Raw genomic sequence first — 22,520 nt, 5'->3', positions numbered from 1 at the left:
CCCTAAAAATGTTACTATCATAGTAATATAAACGTTTCTTCATCTTAATTGTCATTTTAGATCGGATTCGAAAGGGGATACATAGTCGTGAATAAAAAATACTTAGATTTAGTAGCTCAAAAATATGATAGTGAAGAGAAAGTGATTACGGAGATTATCAACCTTGAAGCGATTCTGAACTTACCGAAAGGAACCGAGCATTTCGTGAGTGACCTTCACGGAGAGTATCAAGCCTTTCAGCATGTATTGAGAAACGGTTCAGGAAGAGTGAAAGAGAAGATCCGTGATTTGTTCAACGGCAGTATTTACGAGAGGGAAATAGACGAACTAGCGACGCTTGTATATTATCCGGAGGAAAAGTTGAAGTTGATCAAGAGCCGCTTCGACAATGTACAGGATTTGGGCGATTGGTACAAGGTGACAATCGAACGGATGATCAAGCTGGTCTCGTATGCTTCCTCCAAATACACTCGTTCCAAATTGCGTAAGGCACTGCCTGAGCAGTTCGCCTACGTGATCGAAGAGCTTTTGTACAAAACAGAAGACGCCGCCAATAAGGAAGAATATTATACGAAAATCGTTCAGCAGATCATTTCACTTAATCAAGCGGACAAGCTGATTTCTGGTCTTGCTTATAGTACGCAGCGTCTCGTCGTGGATCACCTCCATGTCGTCGGCGATATTTATGATCGTGGACCGGAACCGGACAAAATCATGGAAGCTTTGATCAACTATCACTCTGTCGATATCCAGTGGGGGAATCACGACGCTTTGTGGATCGGTGCCTTTGCTGGGTCCAAGGTCTGTCTAGCGAACATCATCCGCATTTGTGCCCGCTATGACAACTTGGATATCATCGAAGACGTTTATGGCATCAACCTTCGTCCTCTATTGAATCTGGCCGAGAAATACTATCAGGATAACCCAGCCTTCCAACCGAAAGTACATTCGGACAAAAAGACATCTGAACGGGAACGATTGCAAATTACAAAAATCCATCAGGCGATTGCGATGATCCAATTCAAGTTAGAGAGCCCGATCATCAAGCGACGTCCGAATTTCAATATGTCAGAGAGACTCCTACTTGAACAAGTTGACTTCGACAATCAAGAGATTACGCTTCAAGGGGGAACGTACCCGCTTGAAAACACGTGCTTTGCGACAGTCGATCCAGAACAGCCGGACCGGTTATTGGAAGAAGAGCAGCAAGTGATCGATAAGCTGTTATTCTCTATTCAGCACTCGGAGAAGCTTGCCCGTCATATGAAGTTCCTTATGAAGAAGGGTAGTCTCTATCTGAAATATAACGGGAACCTGTTGATCCACGGCTGTATTCCCCTTAATGAAAACGAAGAGATGGAAGAAATGGAAATCGAGGGTGAAACATACGGTGGTCGTGACTTGCTTGATATCTTCGAACATTACTTGCGCCACGCTTTTTCCCATCCGGAGGAGACGGATGATCTTGCGACCGACATGGTCTGGTATTTATGGACAGGTGAATACTCTTCCTTGTTCGGGAAACGCGCAATGACAACGTTCGAACGCTATTTCATCGAAGACAAATCGACGCACAAAGAAGTGAAGAATCCGTATTACTACGTTCGTGAAAACGAAGCAACGTGCCGCGAAATACTGAAAGAATTCGATCTCGATCCGGACCAAGGTCATATCATCAATGGTCATACACCGGTTAAGGAAATCGAAGGGGAAACACCGATCAAAGCCAACGGAAAGATGATCGTCATCGACGGAGGATTCTCGAAAGCCTATCAGTCGAAAACGGGGATTGCTGGCTATACATTACTCTATAATTCTTACGGCATGCAGCTTGTCGCCCATACACACTTCCATTCAAGGAAAGATGTCCTCGAGAATGGGACGGATGTGTTATCTGTGAAACGATTGGTGGATAAGGAGCTTGAAAGGAAGACAGTTCGGGAAACGAATGTAGGAAGAGAATTGTATGAAGAGCTGTCTATTCTCAATCAATTAAGGGAATATAGGTATATGAATTGAGAATAATGTCGCACGCTTTTGATAGAATAGTTTCCTCGATTCTCTTATAATAAATTTAAAAATGAGAGGGGGTAATTAGATTGAGAGGAACGGCATTGTCAGGGACGATCTTTTTGTCTAAGCTAATTACTCAGTACGCTCATTTACACGAACGTACCGTCGGACCAAAAGCAGGCGAGTATATCCGTCAGATCGGAATACGGACAGGAGAGTGGCTGGAATCCTTTTATGATGGCAAGGGAAGCGGTTGGACGCCTGATCAGTACGCTCACGTCATCGTTGATTTGAAGAATTCTATCGGTGGACATTTTGAAATCTCTGAGGTGCACGAGGACCGGGTGATCGTGAAAGCATCTGCCTGTCCTTTCGGTGAAATCGTCAAAGATTCCCCTCACCTTTGTAACATGACATCAAGCGTCTTCGGAGGGATTGCTTCTAGAAGGTTGGGGTACGGTAAAGTGTCGCTTAGAAAGCGGATCGCCCTTGGAGATGAAGGGTGTGAAGTGGCCATTTACTTCCGTCCCACAGACGAAGAGGACGGTAAAGTATATGAGAACATTCCGATCACACCAGAGCATGGAGACCCTTTCGACTGGGAAGAAGAAACCATCCGTGGCTTGAATGAAGAGTTGCGTAAGAGTGATAACATGGTGATGGAACTGTTAGATGAGCTGGAACGCCTCCAGACCGAAGTGGACGAACTGAAAGGTAGTCACCACTCAGATAAACAGTAGATTCGACTTAGAATAAAAAGTGTCCTAAAGGGAATAGCATTAGTGTAAGTCAATAAATTCCCAGGAGGGATCTTTATGGTTTGGCTGCTATTCACCATTCTCTTGACGTTGATCGTCTTTTCGATTTATTTCGAACGCCATGGTAGAAGAGAGGCAGAAGCTACAGCGACCGTAAAAGACCACAAGCAGTTGGAGCAGGAATTTATGTCACGTGGAGCAGGCAACGAATCAGTCAAACATGAACATTTTTAGAACATAAAGGTGAAAAACCTCCTTGCGCGGGAGGTTTTTTATTGTGGGGAAATAGGGCAATAGCAGGCTTTATTGTACATACTTTTTTAAAAGTTCGCATATCTTCCTCGTATGCGATCATTCGTCACGGCACATGGACTGATGAAAATGATTCTCAAATTCATTGACAGACAGCGTCCGAGCCCATAAACTTATTAATATGGACATAAATAGAACGTTTAGATATAACGTGATGCGCTAGATATAAAGGAGAGGTCAAGAAATGGATACATTGCTTGCAAATGACCTGACACTAGGCTATGGCGATTCAATCATAATCGATTCACTAGATATAACAATTCCAAAAGGCAAAGTCACCGTACTTATCGGTGGAAACGGTTGCGGTAAATCGACGCTGCTACGTTCGATGGCGCGCCTCTTGAAACCGAAATCTGGAGAAGTTGTGCTCGACAGCCAAGACATCTCTAAGATGAAGACGAAAGATGTTGCGAAGAAAATGGCTATCCTTCCGCAAAGCCCGACCACACCAGAGGGCTTGACGGTTCAGCAACTTGTGAAGCAAGGTCGCTATCCGTACCAAGGGTTGACGAAACGTTGGTCGAATGAGGACGAGAATGCTGTCATGAAGGCGTTGGAAGACACGAATCTAGTTGAATTAAAGGATCGTGCTGTCGATTCTTTATCCGGTGGTCAACGACAGCGTGCCTGGATTGCTATGACGCTTGCACAGGATACGGATACGCTGCTTCTGGATGAGCCGACGACGTACTTGGATATGACGCACCAAATCGAGATTCTGGATTTATTATTCGATCTGAACCAAGATCATGGGAGAACCGTGGTCATGGTGCTGCACGATATAAACTTGGCTTGTCGTTATGCCGACCACTTGATTGCTGTCAAAGATAAGACGGTTTACGATCAAGGGAAGCCTGAAGAAGTCATTACATGTGACTTGATGCAACATGTATTTGATATGACCTGTGACGTAAGAGAGGACCCACTATTCGGAACGCCGATGTGTATCCCTCACGGTAAAGGGCGTTGCTTGATCAAACAGGCCCAAGCGGAAGCAAGGGCTGCTCAACAAACCGTATAATAGACTAAAGAGCAATGCGAGGCTGATTCGCATTGCTTTTTTTTATACACAAAATTCCACGAATTCAAGATAATGAGTAGTGTGGAATGGGAGTTAGAATGTTATGATAAGTAGGGATTGTATTTACATTTGTTAAGGTTCACGAAGAGATTCTGATTAGACGAGGGGTTGCATGATGGATCGCGTGAAAGAGTTTTTTGAAAAAGGAATGTTCGATTCTTCGGAGTACTTATTGCCGCTTGTGGATATGCTCATGGATGGAATCTCTGATTATATATTTTTGATGGAAGTCGTCGCTCCTAGACGTTTTAAATATGCACTAGTCAACCAGTCTGCCAAAACGAGCCACCCGATGACAGGTGTTCAATGGGAAGGTGCATACATAGAAGACCTGCTCTCAGAGGATAAAGCCGGATCTTTGATTGATCGGTATCAACAGGTAGTGGAACGGGAATGTCCTCTTACTTATGAAGATGAGATGGATTTGGATGATACCTTGTTCTGTGGACACACGTCGCTCACACCGCTCAAAAACCAAGATGGCCTCGTTACATATATTTTAGGCATTACCCGTGATATCACAGAAGCGGTTCAGAGAGAGCGTGATTTGAACCGAGTCAATGCAGTGTACCGCTCGTTGATGGAAAATACGGCAGATGCGATTCTGATCATCGATCGTAACCGCAATATCATGGAGTCGAATTCTGCACTTAAAGAATTGTATGGATTTTCGAAAGAGGACTTGAGCCTGCGTCCATTTCCTTTTGTTCCCGACGATAGGCACGAGGAAGCAGATCGACTCATTTCAGATGCCCTTGAAGACAAAGGGGTTTCCGGTTTCCAAACGAAAAGAAAACGAAAAGATGGAAGCCTGATTGATGTTTCGATGACCGTATCGCCCATCCATAATGCACAAGGGGACACGATTGGCATCAGCTCTATCATTCGTGATATATCTGTCGTCAAAGAGGACGAGCGTAAGTTGGAAGCAAGTAGGGCGCGGTACCAATCTTTGTTTGAACATAACCCGCACCCGATTCTGACGCTTAATCTAGATGGCACCGTCCAGTATGCGAACCCGGCCAGCCTGCGCATGATGAAAACGTCGTTGGCAGAGTTATCCGGGTCGAGTTTACTTGACTGGCTTCCTCGGGATAAAGCGGTTTGGATGGAGGAAAACGGACTGAGGACTGAATCGATGGAGGATGTCTGTTTCCAAACGGCCCTGCGTGTAGGTGGCGAGCAGCGCATCGCAAAAGTGTATCTCGTTCCAATCGTTAATCAGACGGAGCGGGTAGGGCTTTATGCAATATTGGATGATATAACGGAGAAAGAGCGTGCCGTAGAGGCTCTCAGGCAAAGTGAAGCCAAGTTCCGGTTAATTGCGGATAACTCGAACGATCTCATTTCCGTATTTTCCCCTTATGGAAAGCTTGTATATGCTTCGCCATCGATTATCAATTTCTTAGGCTTCGACCCTTCTAAACTGGGAGAAGAGGAACTGAAAGACGTGCTTACAATCGAGGATGCGAAGAAAGTGGCGTCCGCTTTCAAACAATGCCAGGTTGATGGCCGCTCCTTTACCGTGAAGCTGAAATTGAAGCGTGATTCTGGTGAATTGGTCTGGTTCGAGTGCAAGGGCACGCCGGTCCTTTCCGAAGAGTACGAAGTGAACCGGATCGTCATCGTCGCCCGTGATATATCGGAACAAAAGAAGTACGAAGCGAAGCTGAAGCGGATTGCTTTTTATGACTATTTGACAGGCTTACCGAACCGCCGCCTATTTGAAGACCGATTAAATCAAGCCATTCTGGATGCGGACCGCAGGCAAAAGCAGTTTGCCTTGCTTTATTTGGACGGTGACGGATTCAAGCGGATCAACGATGAATACGGACACGATATGGGTGATGATTTCCTGAAGCTTGTAGGCGACAGGATGAAGGATTGTCTCCGCGACAGTGATTCGATCGGGCGGATCGGTGGTGATGAGTTTGCTATCTTGCTGAGAGACGTTGATAGTGAACAGAAGACACGCGAAATTGCGCAGCGCATATTAAACAAACTGCGCCGCCCCTATGATTTGAACGGTCTCCATATTCAGTCCTCCTTCTCAATCGGGGTATCCTTTTACCCTGATAACGCGAAGAGTCTGGATGATTTGTTCCGAACAGCGGACAGAGCGCTTTATAGCGGAAAACGAAAAGGGAAAGACCAAGTTTCCTTGTATGATGATTTATTTAAAGACGTAAAAGGTGAAAGTTCTGATTAAAAAGAGTCGTGTTGGAAGTTAACCTCCCAACACGACCCTTTTTTTATCCTTGTTCGAGAATATTATGGTTGAAACTTAATCATGTTTAAAGTCTTTAGAGCGAATGAGCAGGAAGCTCAAGACCGCTCCTAAAGATAAGATAATCCCGGAAGCGATGAACACGTGGTCTAGGCTATTGACGAAGGCTGTTCTTGCTATACTTTGAATCTCTGAAAAACCGGGCATATTCTGATAGCCTTCTGCATTAGCGCCACTTAGTCCTTGGCTCCCCGCAATCGGTCCTGCGGCAGCGATGCCATCGATAATATCGCCTTTGGCTTGATCTGGAACACTACTAAGATCCATTATTTTACTTTCGATTGTATGGACATATTGATTCGATAACAGTGCTCCGAGAAAAGCGGTTCCGAAAGCGATACCTATTTGTCTCGATACATTGTTAACTCCGGATGCCATTCCTACGATACGGTTTGGTACTGTATCGACAGCTGTTGTGGAGATCGGAGGATTGACGATTCCATTTCCAATTCCGGCAACAAGAAATGCTGGAATCAGAGCCACCCATGTAGTTGTTTCACTAGAAACGACGGTCATCATGAAGACAGAGATTGCTAACAGGCTAAGCGCCGGTCCAATTAATAGCTTTGTTCCGATTTTGCTTGTCAGTATGCCAGAGACAGGTCCAAGGAAAAGTGCAAATCCACTAATTGTAACGAAACGCACACCTGTTTCCAGTGCCGAGTATCCGTAGTAATTTTGTAAAAGCAACGTGAGGTAGAAGAATAAGGCGTACACTCCAGAACTTAATGAAAATGCCGCTATACATGCACCTGTGTAGCTCCAGTTCTTAAAGATTCTTGGATTGACCATCGGCACTTCGAGTTTCAACTCGACGATAACGAAGACGATGAAGCTGACTAGCGAACCTCCGAGGAGAGCCAAGATTCTTGGTGAGCTCCAGTCCAGTTCAGGCTGGTTAACTTCGATCAACCCGAAGACGAGACAGAATACAGCAGCGGTAATCAGCAACAGTCCCCACACGTCTATCGATTTCGAAGTCTGTTCATCTTTCGATTCCTTAATAAAATAAAAGGCCATAACGAGTGCGACCAATCCAATTGGTACGTTGATCAGGAAAATCGATTCCCAATTGATTTTTTCAACAAGTAAGCCACCTACTAACGGACCTATCGCTGTTGCAAGACCACTGACACTGCCCCAAACACCGAAAGCGATGCCCCGATCTTTCCCAAAGAACGTAGTAGATATGATTGCCATCGATAGAGACATCATGGCTGATGCGCCCAGTCCTTGAATTCCTCTGGAAATGTTCAAAAACGTGATGCTAGGAGCAATTGCACATAGGAGTGATCCTAATGTGAAGACGATCAGTCCTATCATAAAGAGTCTCTTTCTCCCAAATAAATCTCCTAATCTTGCAACTGTAATTAAAGCTACTGCAAAGATTAAAGTGTAGGCATTCAATACCCACTCAAGTTCACTGAAGCCGGTATTGAATTCTTCCTGAATAGTCGGTAGTGCAACGTTTACAATCGTCACATCAAGTAAAGCCATAAACAGTCCGAAACAGACCGCCACTAAAGCAAACCACCGTTTTGGTGATGGGTTTCCTGGAACTTGATTCATATCTGATCCCTCTCTTCCTTTTCTTCTTTCACCCAATTCAACTGCACTTCTATTTTTGCTTTGCGGAGTTGTAAAACACGCAGGATACTCGCCTTCTCGGTAGTCGAAATCTGCTCTTGATCCTCCACATTACGAGAGTTATGTAGGAGGTAGTCGAGCAGGTAATGTAAATATTCTTCGTATTGATGAAGCACCTTGACCTGCATTTGTTCAGAAACATGATGGAAGTTACTCAGTTTTATATCGAATAAGTCCTCGGTTGTCTGGTCATAGGGCATTTTCTCCTCCATCAATTCAACAAAACGCTCTTTCCCTTTCGACGTGATGTGAAGGTTTTTCTTGGGACGCCCGCGGCCCCCTTCTTCCTGGATATGCTGTTCTATAAGCTCTTCCTTTGTCATCCTTTGAATGAGCGGGTACAACACTCCCCAGCTGATTTTTCGGTTCGGTCCTACCACCTTATCTAAAACATGCTGCAGCAAATAGCCGTGCATGGGCTTATCCATCAGTTCGCCTAAAATAAATAATTCGTACATAAAATCCTCCTTTTTATATCTTCAAGATATAATTTAATGCTGTATCATTATATATCGAAAAGATATAAAGGGCAATTTATATTGTTTCAATATGGAAAAAATCGAGAGGAGGCATATTAAATTACAAACAAAAAAGCCAGCCAAGTGGCTGACTTCATACTGCGGAAGGCGTTCAATTGATTATTATTTAGGAATGTCCGTTAAATCGTTGAGGATGTGTGTCGGTTCCATCCCGAGTTCAGGCCACTTTTGTTCCTTTCGGTTGACCCAGGCCGTGTGGAAGCCGTACGATGCTGCTCCCGTAATGTCCCAAGGATTGCTTGAGAAGAAGAGGATCTCTTCTTTTTCTAACCCTAACTGTTCTTGCGCATAGTGGTACGCATCAGGGTGCGGTTTGTAGACTTTCGGTGCGTCGGCACTCAATAATCCGAACGTATCCGTAAGGTCATTGTGCTCAAGTAATGGCTCGAGCATCGCGTTTGTCCCGTTTGAAAAAATGGTCAGCGTACGATCGGGGAATCGTTGCTTTAGGGAGTTTACCTCTTCATACGGCGTCAATTGCTCATACTCCCGCATAAGGTCTGCCACCATATCAGGCTTAGCGTTCACACCACTATAGAGTAAGGCATCTTTCAGCGCCCACTCGGTGATTTCGCTGAACGGTCGGTAAGCATCGATCAGTTGACGCACGAGGAAGTAATGCACTTGCCGTGACCGCCACTCCTTGCTGATTTCGTCCCCCTGGTCGGGAAAGAATTCATGTATTTTTTCCATGACGGAATGCACATCGAAGAGCGTTCCGTACGCATCAAAAACGTATGCTTTATATGTCATAATACAGCCTCCTTCTGAAAAGAATAGTTTCCCTTTTTTAAATTGGGATAAACAATAGGAGAGAAAGTGAGGGGTGAGCATGAATACGCTGCATCATGGTTATTGGACGTTTTTTGCTACGAGAAAACAGAAATATGTAGGTTGGTTCATCTTTGGCAGTATTCTGCCTGATATCATTTATTATGTCATGTTCTTATATTTGGCGGTGGAGAGGAACGCCCTTCAAGTGCTGGACGACCCGAACCCGCTCCGGTCGCTATTCTACATGTCCTTCGACCTGTTCGATTACCCAGTTGTCATCATTCTTCGGCAAGTGGGGCATTCTTTATTTGTATGGGGAATGTTTTTCCTGATCATTTTTGTTTGGAAAGGAAGAGGGCTATCGAAGTGGACGGCGCTTGCCTATGGCTGGCTCGGCCACGTCGTGATTGATATCCTGACTCATGCGAACGATGCCGTCCCTATGTTCTATCCGATCAGTGCCTACACATTCCACAGCCCAATATCGTATTGGGATGACGATCACTACGCAGGAATCTTCAACCTGATCAACACGACACTGATCCTCTTGTCCTTGCTTTACCTATTCTTGAGATGGTCTTATAAAAAATGGAAAAAGAAGCGTCCGTTCACAAAAAGTTCATGACATCACAGGTCTTACTCGTTCTCTAACCTTTGTGATTCGTGATATGATTTACTATGTACTACTTCTGTTTAAAAAGATTTTATATAGAGAAAGGGTAAGAAGATGAAGAAATTCTCCATTCTTACAACGGCTGTTACATTCCTTGCTCTCATTCTCGGTAATCTGGTCGTCGCGACTGATTCCGGAGATGCATGTGGAACGTCCTGGCCGTTTTGTAACGGTAATGTTATCCCTGATTTTACAAACTATCATGTTCTTATTGAATATTCCCACCGGTTAATGGTCCCATTACTCATCATGTTGACGGGGATCAACGCAATCGGAGCTTTGTACAAGCATAGAAAGCGCCGCTCTGTATTTACTCTGGCGATTCTGAGTCTCGTCGTACTGGTCCTTCAGTCCTTGATCGGAGGATTCAACGTACTACTTGGTACACCGCCAGGATTCACAACATTCGATGTGACATTCAGTCAGTTGCTGCTCATCATTCTCGTCTTGTTGAGTTACAGCCTGCACGCAGAGAGTGTGGAGCTGTCTAGAACAAGCAGAGAGTCGATTTCGATGAGCTACCGGGCATTCATGCTCGGATTCGGCGTTTATGTAGCCCAAGTCATTCTTGGAGCATTCTTCAAACACAGTCGCGCTAGTAATGTCCTGCTCGATGTGCCGGCGATCGAATACTTGATTACGAGCGAATACTTAGCCAAAATCATCTATTCCTTGCACTGGGTGGCGACATTCGTGGTTATAGTAGCCGCGATTTGGTTTGTGATTTATGCGACACGATTCAAGTATCACGTCACGCTATCCTGGCTATACTTGATCTCGCTTCTGCTGAATGCGGTAGTCGGATTCGTTATTGTCGTGACGGGAAACCTTGTGGAAGCTTCTTCGATCCACATGTTGCTGTCGACGGTGACGATGACGATCGGTGCGAGTATTCTTGGTGGTTATTGGTTCAAATTGAGGCGGAAGCCCGCTTAAAGGGAACAGGCTGGAATCTGTATGGATTCCAGCCTGTTTTTTTGTATGGGGGCTCTAGGTGCTAGGGGAAGAGAGAGGGCGTCTAACTTCCTTTTTGGGAGACTGAGGCTGTTGAAAGGGAAGGTAGAGGCTCTCTAGGTGCCAAAAGGGTGGATGGAGTTAGATGAAAGGGAAGAGAGCGCTCTTCTAACTGCCCGTTTGGAGGGATGGGGCTGTTGAAAAGGAAGCTAGAGCTCGTCTAGGTGACAAAATGGAAGGTGAAGCTTCATGAAAAGGAAGAGAGCCTGCCTAGCTGACCATTTGGAAGGCGCAAGATGATAAAAGGGAAGCTAGATACTGTCTAAGTGACAAAAAGAGTGGTGGAAGTGCGTGAAAAGGAAGCAAGAAGCTGTCTAGCTGCCAAACTGCTCGTTGAAACACCCAAAAAGGTAAGCTAGAGCCATTCTATCTGCCCTTATAAACATTGAATCATCATGAAATGGCAGCTAGGAGACCAACCCTCCCAAACCGTCATACATAACAAAAAGACCGGCCGATAGAATCCCATCTATCGGCCGGTTTCCTTTTTAAAAACATCATTCAAATAGATTGCGGATCTCTTCCTCACTCAGCGACGTAATCATCGATTCACCAGGCTTAATAACTTGGTCGACGAGGTCGCGCTTTTTCTGTTGAAGTTGATAAATCCGTTCTTCGATAGTACCTTGCGAAATCATCCGGATGACTTGGACGACGCGCTCCTGTCCGATCCGGTGGGCACGGCCGGCTGCTTGTTCTTCGATGGCCGGGTTCCACCATAGGTCGTATAGGATGACGGTGTCGGCGCCGGTCAAGTTCAGGCCGGTTCCGCCAGCTTTCAAGGAGATGAAGAAGGCGTCTTTTTCTCCTTCGTTGAATCGTTCAACCATGTTCATGCGCTGCTCGGACTTGGTGCTGCCGTCTAGATAGAAGGCGTCCAGTCCTGCTTTCGATAGCTCATCGTGAAGCATGGTAAGCATGCTGGAGAACTGGGAGAAGATAAGCAGGCGGTGCCCGCTGTCTTTCAACTCTTGTGCCAGTTCTTTCAGCTGCTCGAGTTTGCCGGATTGTCCTTCATAATTCTCAAGGAACAAGGCCGGGTGGCAACAGATTTGGCGGAGGCGTGTCAGCCCAGCAAGGATCTCGAGCTTGCCTCGCTGAACACCTTTCGTTGCGATTGTTTCCTCGATGTCGTTTTGAATGCGCTCGAGGTAAGCTAGATACACTTCTTTCTGTTCGCGAGTAAGCTCGGAATATTGGACTGTATCGATCTTATCCGGCAGCTCATCAAGCACTTCCGTTTTCATACGGCGCAGGATGAACGGACGAGTCATGCGTGCGACTTTTTCCGGCTTCATTTGCAGGAACTTTTTCTTGCTTGTGTAGAAGCCTGGCATGAGCGTGCGGAAGATCGACCAAAGTTCTGTTAACGAGTTCTCGATTGGTGTACCACTCAAGGCAAAGCGGTGCTTCGCGCGAATCGTGCGGACGGCTGACGCTGTCTTGGTTGTTTCGTTCTTGATGGCTTGAGACTCATCAAGTACCATCGCGTGGAACTTCATGTCCTTGTAAAAATCAGCATCTTGACGGATGAGTGGGTAGGACGTGATGCAGATGTCCGCTTTCTTTGCTCCATCAATCGCTTCCTGTCTCGTTGTAGGGTCACCTGAAACGACTTCTACAGACAAACCTGGAGCGAACTTCTCGACTTCTTTTTTCCAATTATAGATAAGCGATGCAGGCGTCACGATCAGGGCTGGGTGCTCCATAACACCGGTTTCCTTTTCATAGAGTAAAAAGGAGATCGTCTGAAGCGTCTTACCGAGTCCCATGTCGTCCGCTAGAATGCCGCCTAATCCGTAAGTCGCGAGCGTCTTCATCCACCGGAATCCGGTCAGCTGGTACGGACGGAGATCTGCCTCGAGTCCTTCTGGTGGTTGGACATCGAGTGTCTGCGGATTCTTCAACCGTTCGACGAGTTGAGAAAAGCGCTCATCGCGCTCTTTTTCCTCTGGATGAAGAACATTGTCCACTTGTAAACTTCTCGCTTGGGAAACTTGAATGCCGTTGTGGTCGACGTCTTTAGCGGATAAGTCGAGCTCATCGGCAAGGCGTTGGAACCGTTCGAATGATTCTGTCGTCAGCGACAACAAGGCGCCATCTGAAAGTCGGTAGTATTTCCGTCTCTCAATAGCGGCACGAAGGGCTTCGGTAATATCATCTTCTCTGATTCCGTCAATGGTGAAGCTGATATCTAGCCAGCTTCCGTCACTCTCCATCTGAATCGATGGCTGCAGCTCTTGGTTCGATTGTTCCAGTAAAGAACGTACAGACGAGGAAAGGAAGACCTCGGCCTTCTCTTTCAACTTCGGTAAAAATTCATACAGAAACGCTTCGAGTTCTTCTTCGTCTTCGATATAGACCATGTCGCCGTCGAACTTGAACTCTGCCGCTTCGATGATCTGCATGATCTCCTGCTCGGTCTGACTGTCGCGGCGGATGATCGTTTGGGTCTGGTTTTCCTCAGCTTTGAACGGATCCATTTCCACGTCGCCATAACGGAACTTCACGCGGATCGTAAGCGTCCAGCTTTGGAAGTCCAAGTACACTTCCGCTTTCAAGTCCTCTTGCACGATTTTCTCAGAAGCGGAGCGGTCGAGCTGGACATCTGCGATGCGCTCGAGCTCAGGGAGGACGTGGGACACGATGCCTTCCATATCGAAATGACTGATGGAATGGTTTCCATTCGAATTATAAGGAAGCAGGCTGTACAATGTGCCGAGTACGTCCTCCTTATCTGGATCGATTTGATAGAAGGTAGCGTCTTTATACAGTAAATGATAGTCGGAAAAATACTCGAAGTTCTTCAAGTTGTTCATATGCATATGGAACAAACCGCGCTCTTCTGAAATATAAAAGGAGAAGTCGGGCGTTTCGGTTTCATAAGACAGCACGCCTGCATTCTCGCCGCGTTCAACGACGTGTGCCTCTTTTTCAGCTAAGAGTGGCAGCAGTTGCTGAGCGAGAAGTGGAGAAAGCATCAGGCGCTTCTTATCCGAATGCGTCCATTGCTGGTCGTAAAAATGTTCCTGCTCAAACGCATCATGCAAAAGCTTCATGATTTGCTGGTCCTGTTCATCCAATGTGTGATCGGATGGGTCATACGTGAACTTTTTCGTGATGCGGTAGGCCTGCTTTTTCTGCATATATTCGAGTAGTTCGCGAATATCCTTGATAACGTACAGGTAGCTTTCGCCCATTTTCAGTTCGACACTCAGGCTTTTTTGCCCGAGCAGCGACTGGACGTGCAGCTGGTATTGGATCGTGAGCGGCTTCTTCAAATCGTCGGACTGGCGCAGTTCTCTGCGCTCTCGGAACGTTTCGTACAAACGCATAGCGAATAAGCGGTCGTGGTTGGACGTTTTCTGACGGTCGCGGATGCTTCGTTCAGCGAGCTTCGGCGACAGTTCCTCCAACGCTTTCTCCCGAATCGCGATCAATACAGCGGCGATGTGCTTACACGTGTAGTACGAATGGTAAGCGGGGCATTCACAGGTGGCTTCGACATCGTCGTCTTCAAAAAAGAAAACACGAACTTCATAGTCGTGTGTCCCTGCCACGACAGCACGCCATGAACGGATCGCGCTGTTGTGTGACAATCCATATACATTGCCTCTGTCGAAATATTCCTTACCTCTTGTGTAGAAAGAGGCGCCGGTTATCTTTTTTATATCTTGTGGTTGTAATAAGTATGTCTGCATCGTAAGCATCCTTACTTGAATTTTTTAAAAGATCATCTATCCATTATAACTCAACTTATCATGGAGGAAAATGCCTTTTGGCTAGGTCCATGGATGGTTTCGTTGTTGATTTTAGAGGGCGGGTATGCTATTTTTCAAAGTAGATATAAATCCGCTTGCCATAGGGGAGCGGTTTTTTTGTGAGTACAAATCAGCACTAATCATCAAAGGTGAATCAAGTCGGGCTTGCTACGTCCGTGAGTGCGCTCCGCCTTTGTTCTGGAAGGAATTTGATAATGACGATACATGATGAAATGAAAAAACGCCGGACATTTGCTATTATTTCCCACCCCGATGCGGGTAAAACAACGATGACGGAAAAAATGCTCCTACTCGGAAACTTGATCCGCTCCGCCGGAACAGTTAAAGGGAAGAAATCAGGAAAATTCGCCACTTCCGACTGGATGGAGATCGAGAAGCAGCGTGGAATCTCCGTTACATCCAGTGTAATGAACTTTCCTTATAAAGATTACCAAGTCAACATTCTCGATACACCTGGACACGAAGATTTCAGTGAAGATACGTACCGTACACTGACAGCCGTGGACAGTGTTGTCATGGTCATCGATGGAACGAAGGGTATCGAGGCGCAGACCCTTAAGTTGTTCAAAGTTTGTAAAATGCGCGGTATTCCTATTTTCACTTTCATTAACAAAATGGACCGTGAAGGACGCGAGCCGTTTGAATTAATGGAAGAAATCGAAGAGACGTTGAATATTGAAACATACCCGATGACATGGCCAGCAGGAATGGGTAAACGTTTCTTAGGCGTATTCGATCGTAACAACGAAGAATTCGTCCGTTTCACTGGTAATGAAGAAGAGACGTACATCCCATATGACGAGTTGGACCAACATCCTGACTTGACGGAACAGGCAACGTATCAGGAAGCCAAAGACGAGATGGCCTTGCTGGATGAGGCAGGAGACGAGTTCGATATGGAAAAAGTGTTGAAAGGCGACCAGACACCTGTCTTCTTCGGTAGTGCGTTGGCGCCGTTCGGTGTCGAAACGTTCTTCAACTCGTTCATCGATATGGCACCAGAGCCAGCTCCAAGAAAATCGACAGAAGGCATTGTATCTCCGGATAATGAAGAGTTCTCTGGCTTCATTTTCAAGATCCAAGCGAATATGAACCCGCAGCACCGTGACCGTATCGCATTCGTGCGTATTTGCTCCGGTAAATTCGAGCGTGGCATGAATGTGACACTATCGCGGACAGGAAAGACCTTTAAGCTCGCTCAGTCTACCCAATTCGTTGCTTCCTCACGCGGAACCGTCGAAGAAGGTTATGCTGGGGATATTATCGGAATCTATGACCCGAACGTCTACCGGATCGGCGATACGATTGTAACGGGCAAGTCGAAATACGAATACGACGAATTGCCACAGTTCCCGCCAGAACTATTCAAGAAGGTAACGGCGAAGAACGTCATGAAGTCGAAGCAGTTCCGAAAAGGGTTGGAGCAGCTCGTTCAAGAAGGAGCGATCCAGCTGTTCAAGCGCTATCGTTTTGAAGATTATATCATCGGCGCGGTCGGTGAACTGCAGTACGAAGTATTCGAATACCGCATGAAGAATGAATATAACGTGGATGTCGAACTTACTCCGATGGGAGAACGTATTCCTCGTTGGTTGAGAGAAGACCAAGTCGATGAGTCGCTGTTTGATGAGCGGAATATGTTAGCGCAAGACAGGGAAGGCAATCCGCTTGTGCTGTTCAAGAATGATTTCTCGCTTCGTTGGTTCGAAGATAAACATCCGGATATTGAATTGACCGACTTGTTTGAAGTGAATCAGTATAATCAAGCTTTTGAATAAGCAGGAAACCACTACGTTTGAGCGTAGTGGTTTTTCTTTTGCGGTTGATGAGCAATTCGTGGGGTGGAAAATAGCTCGCTTTCCGCGGCGGACGCCGAGCCTCCTCAGGCTTTGCCTTCCGGGGTCTCGCCGTTGTCCGTGCATCCCGCAGGAGTCGACCTATTTTCCACCCCACTAAGAAGGTTGAGTGGAACAGAATCCAGGGATAGTAACTGGTTTCTATGGCAACTGGTATAATCGCGATTTTGTAGTAAGTATATGCTTCTTGTAGATGACTAAGTTGAGTTTACTGTGAAGAGGCTTGTACAAACAAATCCTATCCAGAAAAACGATTTTTAAAGTACAGCCCACTAAATCAAGCGAAGTATGTTGCCGGAGCGGTGCAAATTCGCTGGTTCTATTCCTAAGGAAAAATAAACATCTTACCTATTTTTTCTAATATTAATTATTCGAATCATGCATTTTTTAGTATAATAGAACTAATAGTTTCAACATGGTATAGGAGTGAAAGCGTGCAGGCATTCGAGAAGTATCAACAATTATTTTTGAAAAATCTATCGAGTCGATTAGCACAGTGGCATGATGAATCATCTGTCACAGAAAAAGAGATTTATAAGCTATTACATACAATCAAAGGTACCGGAGCTTCGATCGGATTGGAGCGTTTGGCTGAAGCGGCGGAGAGCGTGCGGAAGGCGTTGGATCCGGAATCGGAGCGAAAGTGGCAGGAGCATGAATGGGCGGAGCTGTTTCAGCCTATTTTTTTGCATGTCGATTTTACGGAGCATGACTTCCACCCGATTTCTCCTAGTGAAACGGAAGCGCGGGCAGCGTCATTACCAGATCAACCGACAATCCTGATTCTGGAGGACGATCTGGAATTTCTGCATTACTTTAGAGAGACGATGGAGGGGTATGGATATAACGTCCTGATGGCGACCACGGAAGATCGGGCATTGAAGACGTTTTATGATGAGAAGCCTGACCTCCTGATCGTGGATTATTATCTACAAGGTAAGAATGGCCTTGAGATCATCAAAGAAATCGGGTCTCAGACGAACAGCACGTTAACGCCTGTTATGGTCATTAGTGCCGACCATTCGAAAGAACTTGCGATGCGGGTGTATGAAACGACGGCGCTTGATTTTTTCACAAAACCGCTTGATTTCGATTTATTAAACACGATCATCAGAAACCGTTTAGTGCATGTTCATTCTTTAAGAAAACAGATCACTACCGATAAATTAACCAAGGCTTATAACCGCAGTTATTTATATGAGCTATTGGATAAGAAGAAGCAGACGTTCAAGAGAGATCGAGTTCCTTTCTGCTTAGTAGTGCTTGATTTGGATAATTTCAAACGGGTGAACGATACGTACGGTCATATCGTAGGAGATCAGGTATTGAAGAAACTGTCCGAAGTGCTCAGGACCCAGACGAGGGCGGAAGACGTTGTTGTCCGTTACGGTGGGGAAGAATTCATCATCGTCATGCCTGAGATCAATCAATTGGATGCCCAGAAGCGGATCCACGATGTTCTCAAGTTTTTCAAAGAGGTGGTTCATCATGCCTCAGGAGAAACATTCCGCTTAAGCTTTACTGCCGGAGTGGCCGAGATGGACGAAGGAATCAAGAAGATGGAGGATCTCATCGTACAAGCAGACACGGCCCTTTATAAAGGGAAACAGTCTGGTAAAGGCATCGTCGTCAACTACCAGGAAGGGTTGGAAATGATTCAGATGGTCCAAGAAAGCAAGAGTTTACATATTTCTATCGTCGATGATGATGCGGTGATCCGCAATATGCTCGAAGATCGACTATCAGAACTAACTTTCTACGATGCTCCGACCGAAGTGTGGACATATGAAACGGGAGAAGATTTCTTGCGTGAATCCCCTTCAGACAGCTATAAGCATGTCGTACTATTAGACGGGATTTTACCGGAGAAGGATGGGCTTGATGTACTGAAGGATTTCCGTGAGTATGATCAGGATTCGATTGTGATGATGCTGACGGCAAGGCAGAGAGGAGACGACATCATTCAAGCGCTCGACTTGGGAGCGGATGATTACATGACCAAACCTTTCAGTATGGATGAGTTGGTCGCTAGAATCAGAAGAATCGTCAGTCGTCATAAAGGAGGAAAAAGTCATGAAACGAATATTAGTCGCTGATGATGAGGAAGTGCTTCGCATGCTCATCACCGATACATTAGAAGATGAAGGATATGAAGTGATCGAAGCAAGTGACGGAGCAGAAGCGTTATCGATTATGGGACAAGAGTCGCTTGATCTTGTCATATTGGATTATATGATGCCGGAGTACACAGGGATAGAAGTCGCTTCTCAACTGAGTGAGGAGTGGAAACAGCAGACTCCTCTTGTCATGTTGACGGCCAAAACACAGGATTCGGATATCCAGCAATCAAAGGATGTCGGCATTCGTTATTTTATGGCAAAGCCCTTCAGTCCGCTTGAGTTGATTCAGATGGTAGAGGAAATCTTGACATGATCGAGTATTTCCAAAGGTCGATCAGAAGAAAGTTTTTATTGGCCATGATTACGGTCGTGGTCATTACGTGTGTGGCGACTTCTGTCCTTTTCTTCGTTCAATACACGAATAAAACGCAGCAGCAAAATGAATCTCAGCAGCTGACACAGAAGATGAATATACTTGAAAACATTACAGATACATACGAGTCGATGGTGTTTCGTGTCAGGGGCTATGTCGCTTTTTCCAACGAGGATGAACTACAGCAGGCTAGGCAGGACCGTCTTCGATTATTGTCGCAGATTGAGGAAGCGAAGCAGCTGTCTTTGAGCGCAGAAGAGTATCAGTTGATCCATACGCTCGGACAGTTTGTAAGGACATATTGGGAGGACCGGTTCCCTCCGGTACAGCAGCTGGTAGAAACAGAGAATTACGAAGCGATACATGAAGCGGGATTGAATAATACAACGCTTGAGGTCAACAACTTGATCAGCCAGCTCCATACTATTTCAGAAGAAGCCCAGTCTCATATAAACGAAGAAAGTAATGAATTTCTTACTCGTGTAGAGCGGATTTCTTACTTGATGTTCGGGCTGTTAGTAGTCGTGATTGCTATACTTTCACTCGCCTTCCGAAATTTGAGCAGAGGGGTCGGGCAGCCGTTGACGGAACTTGCAGAAGCATCAGAAGCGATTGCTGCGGGCCACTATCATGAACTCCCATCCTCTAAAAGGCAGGATGAGATCGGAAAACTGACTCGCTCCTTCCGTCATATGACCGAACAAATCACGGAAAGAGAAGAGAATCAATCCGCTCAAAATGAAGAGCTGGTCGCTCAACAAGAGATGTTGGAGGCGTACGTGAATGATTTGAGGAACAAGGACTTAGCGCTGAACGCTTCGTCTATGGTAGCTCGCCTCGACAAAGGCGGGTGGATTGAATCTAGTAATAGTCTGTTAGCGGACGCATCGATGTACAGGGAAAGAGAGTTGGAAGGGCGTCATTTCCTTAGTTTAATAGAGGGACAGGAGGGACAACGCAATACAGATATTCAAAAAGCTTTCCACGGACTCGAACACGGTCGGGTGTGGAAAGGAGAATTGACGTGTGTGCGGAAAGACGGAGAACACTTCTATGCGGACACGGCGATTGTTCCGAATATCAATGAGCAAGGTGATATTGAACAATATATTGTCATTCAACAGGATATCACCGAGCGCAGGAAGACTTCTGAACAATTAAAGCAAGCTCTAACAGAAACAGAGGCAGCAAAGAGTACGGTCGAGAAGATGAATACGCTGAACCAAGACCTGTCCGCTACTATGGACACCCGTCAATTACTTGATGTCGTCATCCATCGTCTATCTCACCTCTACCCATTCGACTACGGCATGTTTCTCCTTCTTGATTCCGGAGAAGCTGCGACAGTTGGAATGGGGGAATGGAATCGGAATGAATATTCGAGGGAAGCTTTTGCCCATGTGATTGATCGTATACATCACAACGAGACGTATTTCTTAAGAGAACGAGAAGTAGGTGGGGAAGAGCAAGGGTACTTATTGGACAATACCCCTGCTTATGATCTTCATGTTCCTTTGTATGATTCAAAGAACACTTTGATTGCGCTATTAGCAGTCACAAGAGTAGGGAAAGAGTATGACAGACAAGAGATAGATGAAATGTTTTCTATTTTGCAGAGAGTGTCCTTATATATTGAGAGGATCGACTCCTATGAACAAACGGAAATCAATCGCCAGTTGAACCAAGACATCATCGACAATATCAATGAAGGTATTCTATTCGTAGATGATGAGGGGGGCATTGCTCAGTACAATCAGAACTGGCTGCGTTTCTTGAATTTAGCTCATTATCAACATGAGTCTCTCGTTGACTTCACGATCCATCAATGGTTGCAGAAAGTTTGCCACCATATCGTCGATTGCGAAAGGTTCGTATCCTTCTTCAAAGGGATGGTCTTCTCTGAATCCATCCCATCCAATACCCACCGCTTCGAAGTAGACCTGGGGAAAGAAAAGCGGGTAGTCGAATTGTATGGGGAGCCGATTTATCACCATGAAGATAAAGAAGGTACGTTATTCGTATTCCGTGATATAACGAGTGAGTACGAAGTAAATGAAATGAAAACGAACTTAGTCAGCACGGTCAGCCACGAACTTAGGACCCCGCTCGCTAGTGTGCTCGGGTACACAGAGTTGATGATCCACCGTGATTTACCAGAAGAGCGTCAGAAGAAATATTTGAACACGATTCACCGTGAGGCGAAGAGACTGACGAACTTGATCAATGACTTCCTGGATTTGCAGCGGATGGAAACCGGAAGGGAAACCTTCAAGAAAGAGCGGGTGGACTTGGCGGAAGTGGTGCAGGAAGTCACGGACAACTTGCAAGTGAGCAACCCGGATCATGCCATTCGGTTATGCGATCAAACTTCCAACGCGCTTGTCCATGCAGATCGTGGCAAGATGACTCAGCTATTCACCAACCTGATCGGCAACGCAGTCAAATTTTCTCCAGATGGAGGAGAAGTAGTGGTGGCGATGAATCAAGATGAAGAACAATTGGTCTTGCACATTTCTGATGAAGGAATCGGAATCCCAGAGCACGAACTTCCGAAACTCTTCACGAAGTTTCACCGGATCGATAACTCCAGTCAGAGAAAAATTGGCGGAACGGGGCTCGGGCTTGCAATCAGTAAAGAGATTGTGGAATCGCATCAAGGCAGAATTACTGTCCACTCAGAGCCAGGTGTCGGTAGTGTGTTCTCTGTTATCCTCCCACTCTATGAACCGAGAAAAGGAGATACAAAAAAATCGGACCACTTACCTCAAGTAGTCCTAATCGAGGATGACCGGACGCTTTCCAACCTGATTGAAGATGAACTGGAAGACGTCGCGATCAAGGTTTCCCAGTATAATGAAGGGGCATCTGTTCTGCAGTCCCTTCCTGATATGAAACCGGATGCGTTTATCGTTGATTTGACGCTTGCGGACCAAGTGAGTGGATGGGATATTATCGAGGCTATTAAAAAACAGAATCATTTGAAGGATGTTCCGATTTTCATTTCCAGTGCTTTAAGTGAATCTGAACGTGCGACGGATCTCGAAGTGGAGGGCTATCTCGTGAAACCCTATCCTCTGAAGAAATTGTCCACCGTCATCCTGCAGACGATTTTCCATAATAAGAAAAACGGTCAGATATTAATTGCTGACACCGATCTAACTAGTTAATATACCCACGAACTACCTTGTGTGAATGTAGACATAAGGTGGTTCGTTTTTGTTTCATGAAAAAATTTTACATATCCAAAACCGAATGTTTGTTCGTAGAAGGTTAGAATGGTAGTATAGTGTG

At 45.7% G+C, this 22,520-nt stretch carries 15 protein-coding genes; 11 read left to right on the top strand and 4 right to left on the bottom strand.

What is annotated here, in order from left to right; translation table 11 throughout:
• Positions 1 to 87: 87 nt before the first annotated feature.
• The 5 genes from fbp (at position 88) to E4663_RS13420 (ending at position 6,373) form a co-directional block, all read left to right on the top strand.
• On the top strand, positions 88 to 2,019 hold the full coding sequence (gene fbp / locus E4663_RS13435) for a fructose-1,6-bisphosphatase (RefSeq protein ID WP_135327986.1): 1,932 nt from the start codon (positions 88 to 90) through the stop codon (positions 2,017 to 2,019).
• Between the two features lie 80 nt (positions 2,020 to 2,099).
• Entirely contained in the window at positions 2,100 to 2,753 is a 654-nt protein-coding gene (locus E4663_RS13430) for a methanogen output domain 1-containing protein (RefSeq protein ID WP_193554850.1), read from the top strand.
• A gap of 75 nt (positions 2,754 to 2,828) precedes the next feature.
• On the top strand, positions 2,829 to 3,005 hold the full coding sequence (locus E4663_RS19810; RefSeq protein WP_158290497.1) for a hypothetical protein: 177 nt from the start codon (positions 2,829 to 2,831) through the stop codon (positions 3,003 to 3,005).
• A 262-nt stretch (positions 3,006 to 3,267) separates the two neighbouring features.
• Positions 3,268 to 4,104, top strand: coding sequence for an ABC transporter ATP-binding protein (locus E4663_RS13425; RefSeq protein WP_079478196.1), 837 nt, complete (start codon positions 3,268 to 3,270; stop codon positions 4,102 to 4,104).
• Between the two features lie 175 nt (positions 4,105 to 4,279).
• Complete coding sequence (locus tag E4663_RS13420) at positions 4,280 to 6,373, top strand: PAS domain S-box protein (protein ID WP_158290496.1); 2,094 nt, start codon at positions 4,280 to 4,282, stop codon at positions 6,371 to 6,373.
• 75 nt (positions 6,374 to 6,448) lie between these two features.
• Here E4663_RS13420 and E4663_RS13415 read toward each other — a convergent pair whose 3' ends face one another.
• From E4663_RS13415 to E4663_RS13405, 3 genes are all read right to left on the bottom strand, one after another.
• Positions 6,449 to 8,020: an MFS transporter gene (locus E4663_RS13415; RefSeq protein ID WP_135327983.1), complete on the bottom strand. Its 1,572-nt coding sequence runs from the start codon at positions 8,018 to 8,020 to the stop codon at positions 6,449 to 6,451.
• A complete protein-coding gene (locus E4663_RS13410; protein WP_135327982.1) occupies positions 8,017 to 8,556 on the bottom strand; it encodes a PadR family transcriptional regulator in 540 nt (179 codons plus the stop codon). The genes E4663_RS13415 and E4663_RS13410 overlap by 4 nt, the downstream gene beginning before the upstream one ends.
• Before the next feature lie 183 nt (positions 8,557 to 8,739).
• A complete protein-coding gene (locus E4663_RS13405) occupies positions 8,740 to 9,390 on the bottom strand; it encodes a haloacid dehalogenase type II (protein ID WP_158290495.1) in 651 nt (216 codons plus the stop codon).
• A gap of 79 nt (positions 9,391 to 9,469) precedes the next feature.
• On the opposite strand from E4663_RS13405, the gene E4663_RS13400 reads away from it, so the two are divergent.
• Together E4663_RS13400 and E4663_RS13395 are read left to right on the top strand one after the other, a co-directional pair.
• A complete protein-coding gene (locus E4663_RS13400; RefSeq protein WP_176140557.1) occupies positions 9,470 to 10,036 on the top strand; it encodes a zinc dependent phospholipase C family protein in 567 nt (188 codons plus the stop codon).
• Between the two features lie 102 nt (positions 10,037 to 10,138).
• Positions 10,139 to 11,020 carry a COX15/CtaA family protein gene (locus E4663_RS13395; protein ID WP_079478200.1) on the top strand — a complete coding sequence of 294 codons (882 nt, stop codon included), beginning with the start codon at positions 10,139 to 10,141 and terminating at the stop codon, positions 11,018 to 11,020.
• A 575-nt stretch (positions 11,021 to 11,595) separates the two neighbouring features.
• Here E4663_RS13395 and E4663_RS13390 read toward each other — a convergent pair.
• Positions 11,596 to 14,799 (bottom strand): DEAD/DEAH box helicase, encoded by a 3,204-nt coding sequence (locus tag E4663_RS13390; protein ID WP_135327980.1) that lies wholly within the window; start codon positions 14,797 to 14,799, stop codon positions 11,596 to 11,598.
• Positions 14,800 to 15,074: 275 nt separating this feature from the next.
• Here E4663_RS13390 and E4663_RS13385 point away from each other — a divergent pair, with 275 nt between their 5' ends.
• From E4663_RS13385 to E4663_RS13370, 4 genes are all read left to right on the top strand, one after another.
• Entirely contained in the window at positions 15,075 to 16,658 is a 1,584-nt protein-coding gene (locus E4663_RS13385) for a peptide chain release factor 3 (protein WP_135327979.1), read from the top strand.
• Between the two features lie 512 nt (positions 16,659 to 17,170).
• Entirely contained in the window at positions 17,171 to 18,832 is a 1,662-nt protein-coding gene (locus tag E4663_RS13380; RefSeq protein ID WP_079478203.1) for a diguanylate cyclase, read from the top strand.
• On the top strand, positions 18,810 to 19,169 hold the full coding sequence (locus tag E4663_RS13375) for a response regulator (protein ID WP_135327978.1): 360 nt from the start codon (positions 18,810 to 18,812) through the stop codon (positions 19,167 to 19,169). Before E4663_RS13380 ends, E4663_RS13375 begins: the two co-directional genes overlap by 23 nt.
• Positions 19,166 to 22,396, top strand: coding sequence for an ATP-binding protein (locus E4663_RS13370; RefSeq protein ID WP_135327977.1), 3,231 nt, complete (start codon positions 19,166 to 19,168; stop codon positions 22,394 to 22,396). The genes E4663_RS13375 and E4663_RS13370 overlap by 4 nt, the downstream gene beginning before the upstream one ends.
• Positions 22,397 to 22,520: the final 124 nt, after the last annotated feature.

The organism is Halobacillus salinus, from assembly GCF_004684905.1.
Lineage (GTDB): Bacteria > Bacillota > Bacilli > Bacillales > Halobacillaceae > Halobacillus > Halobacillus salinus.
This window is presented reverse-complemented; position numbering and strand designations above follow the sequence as displayed.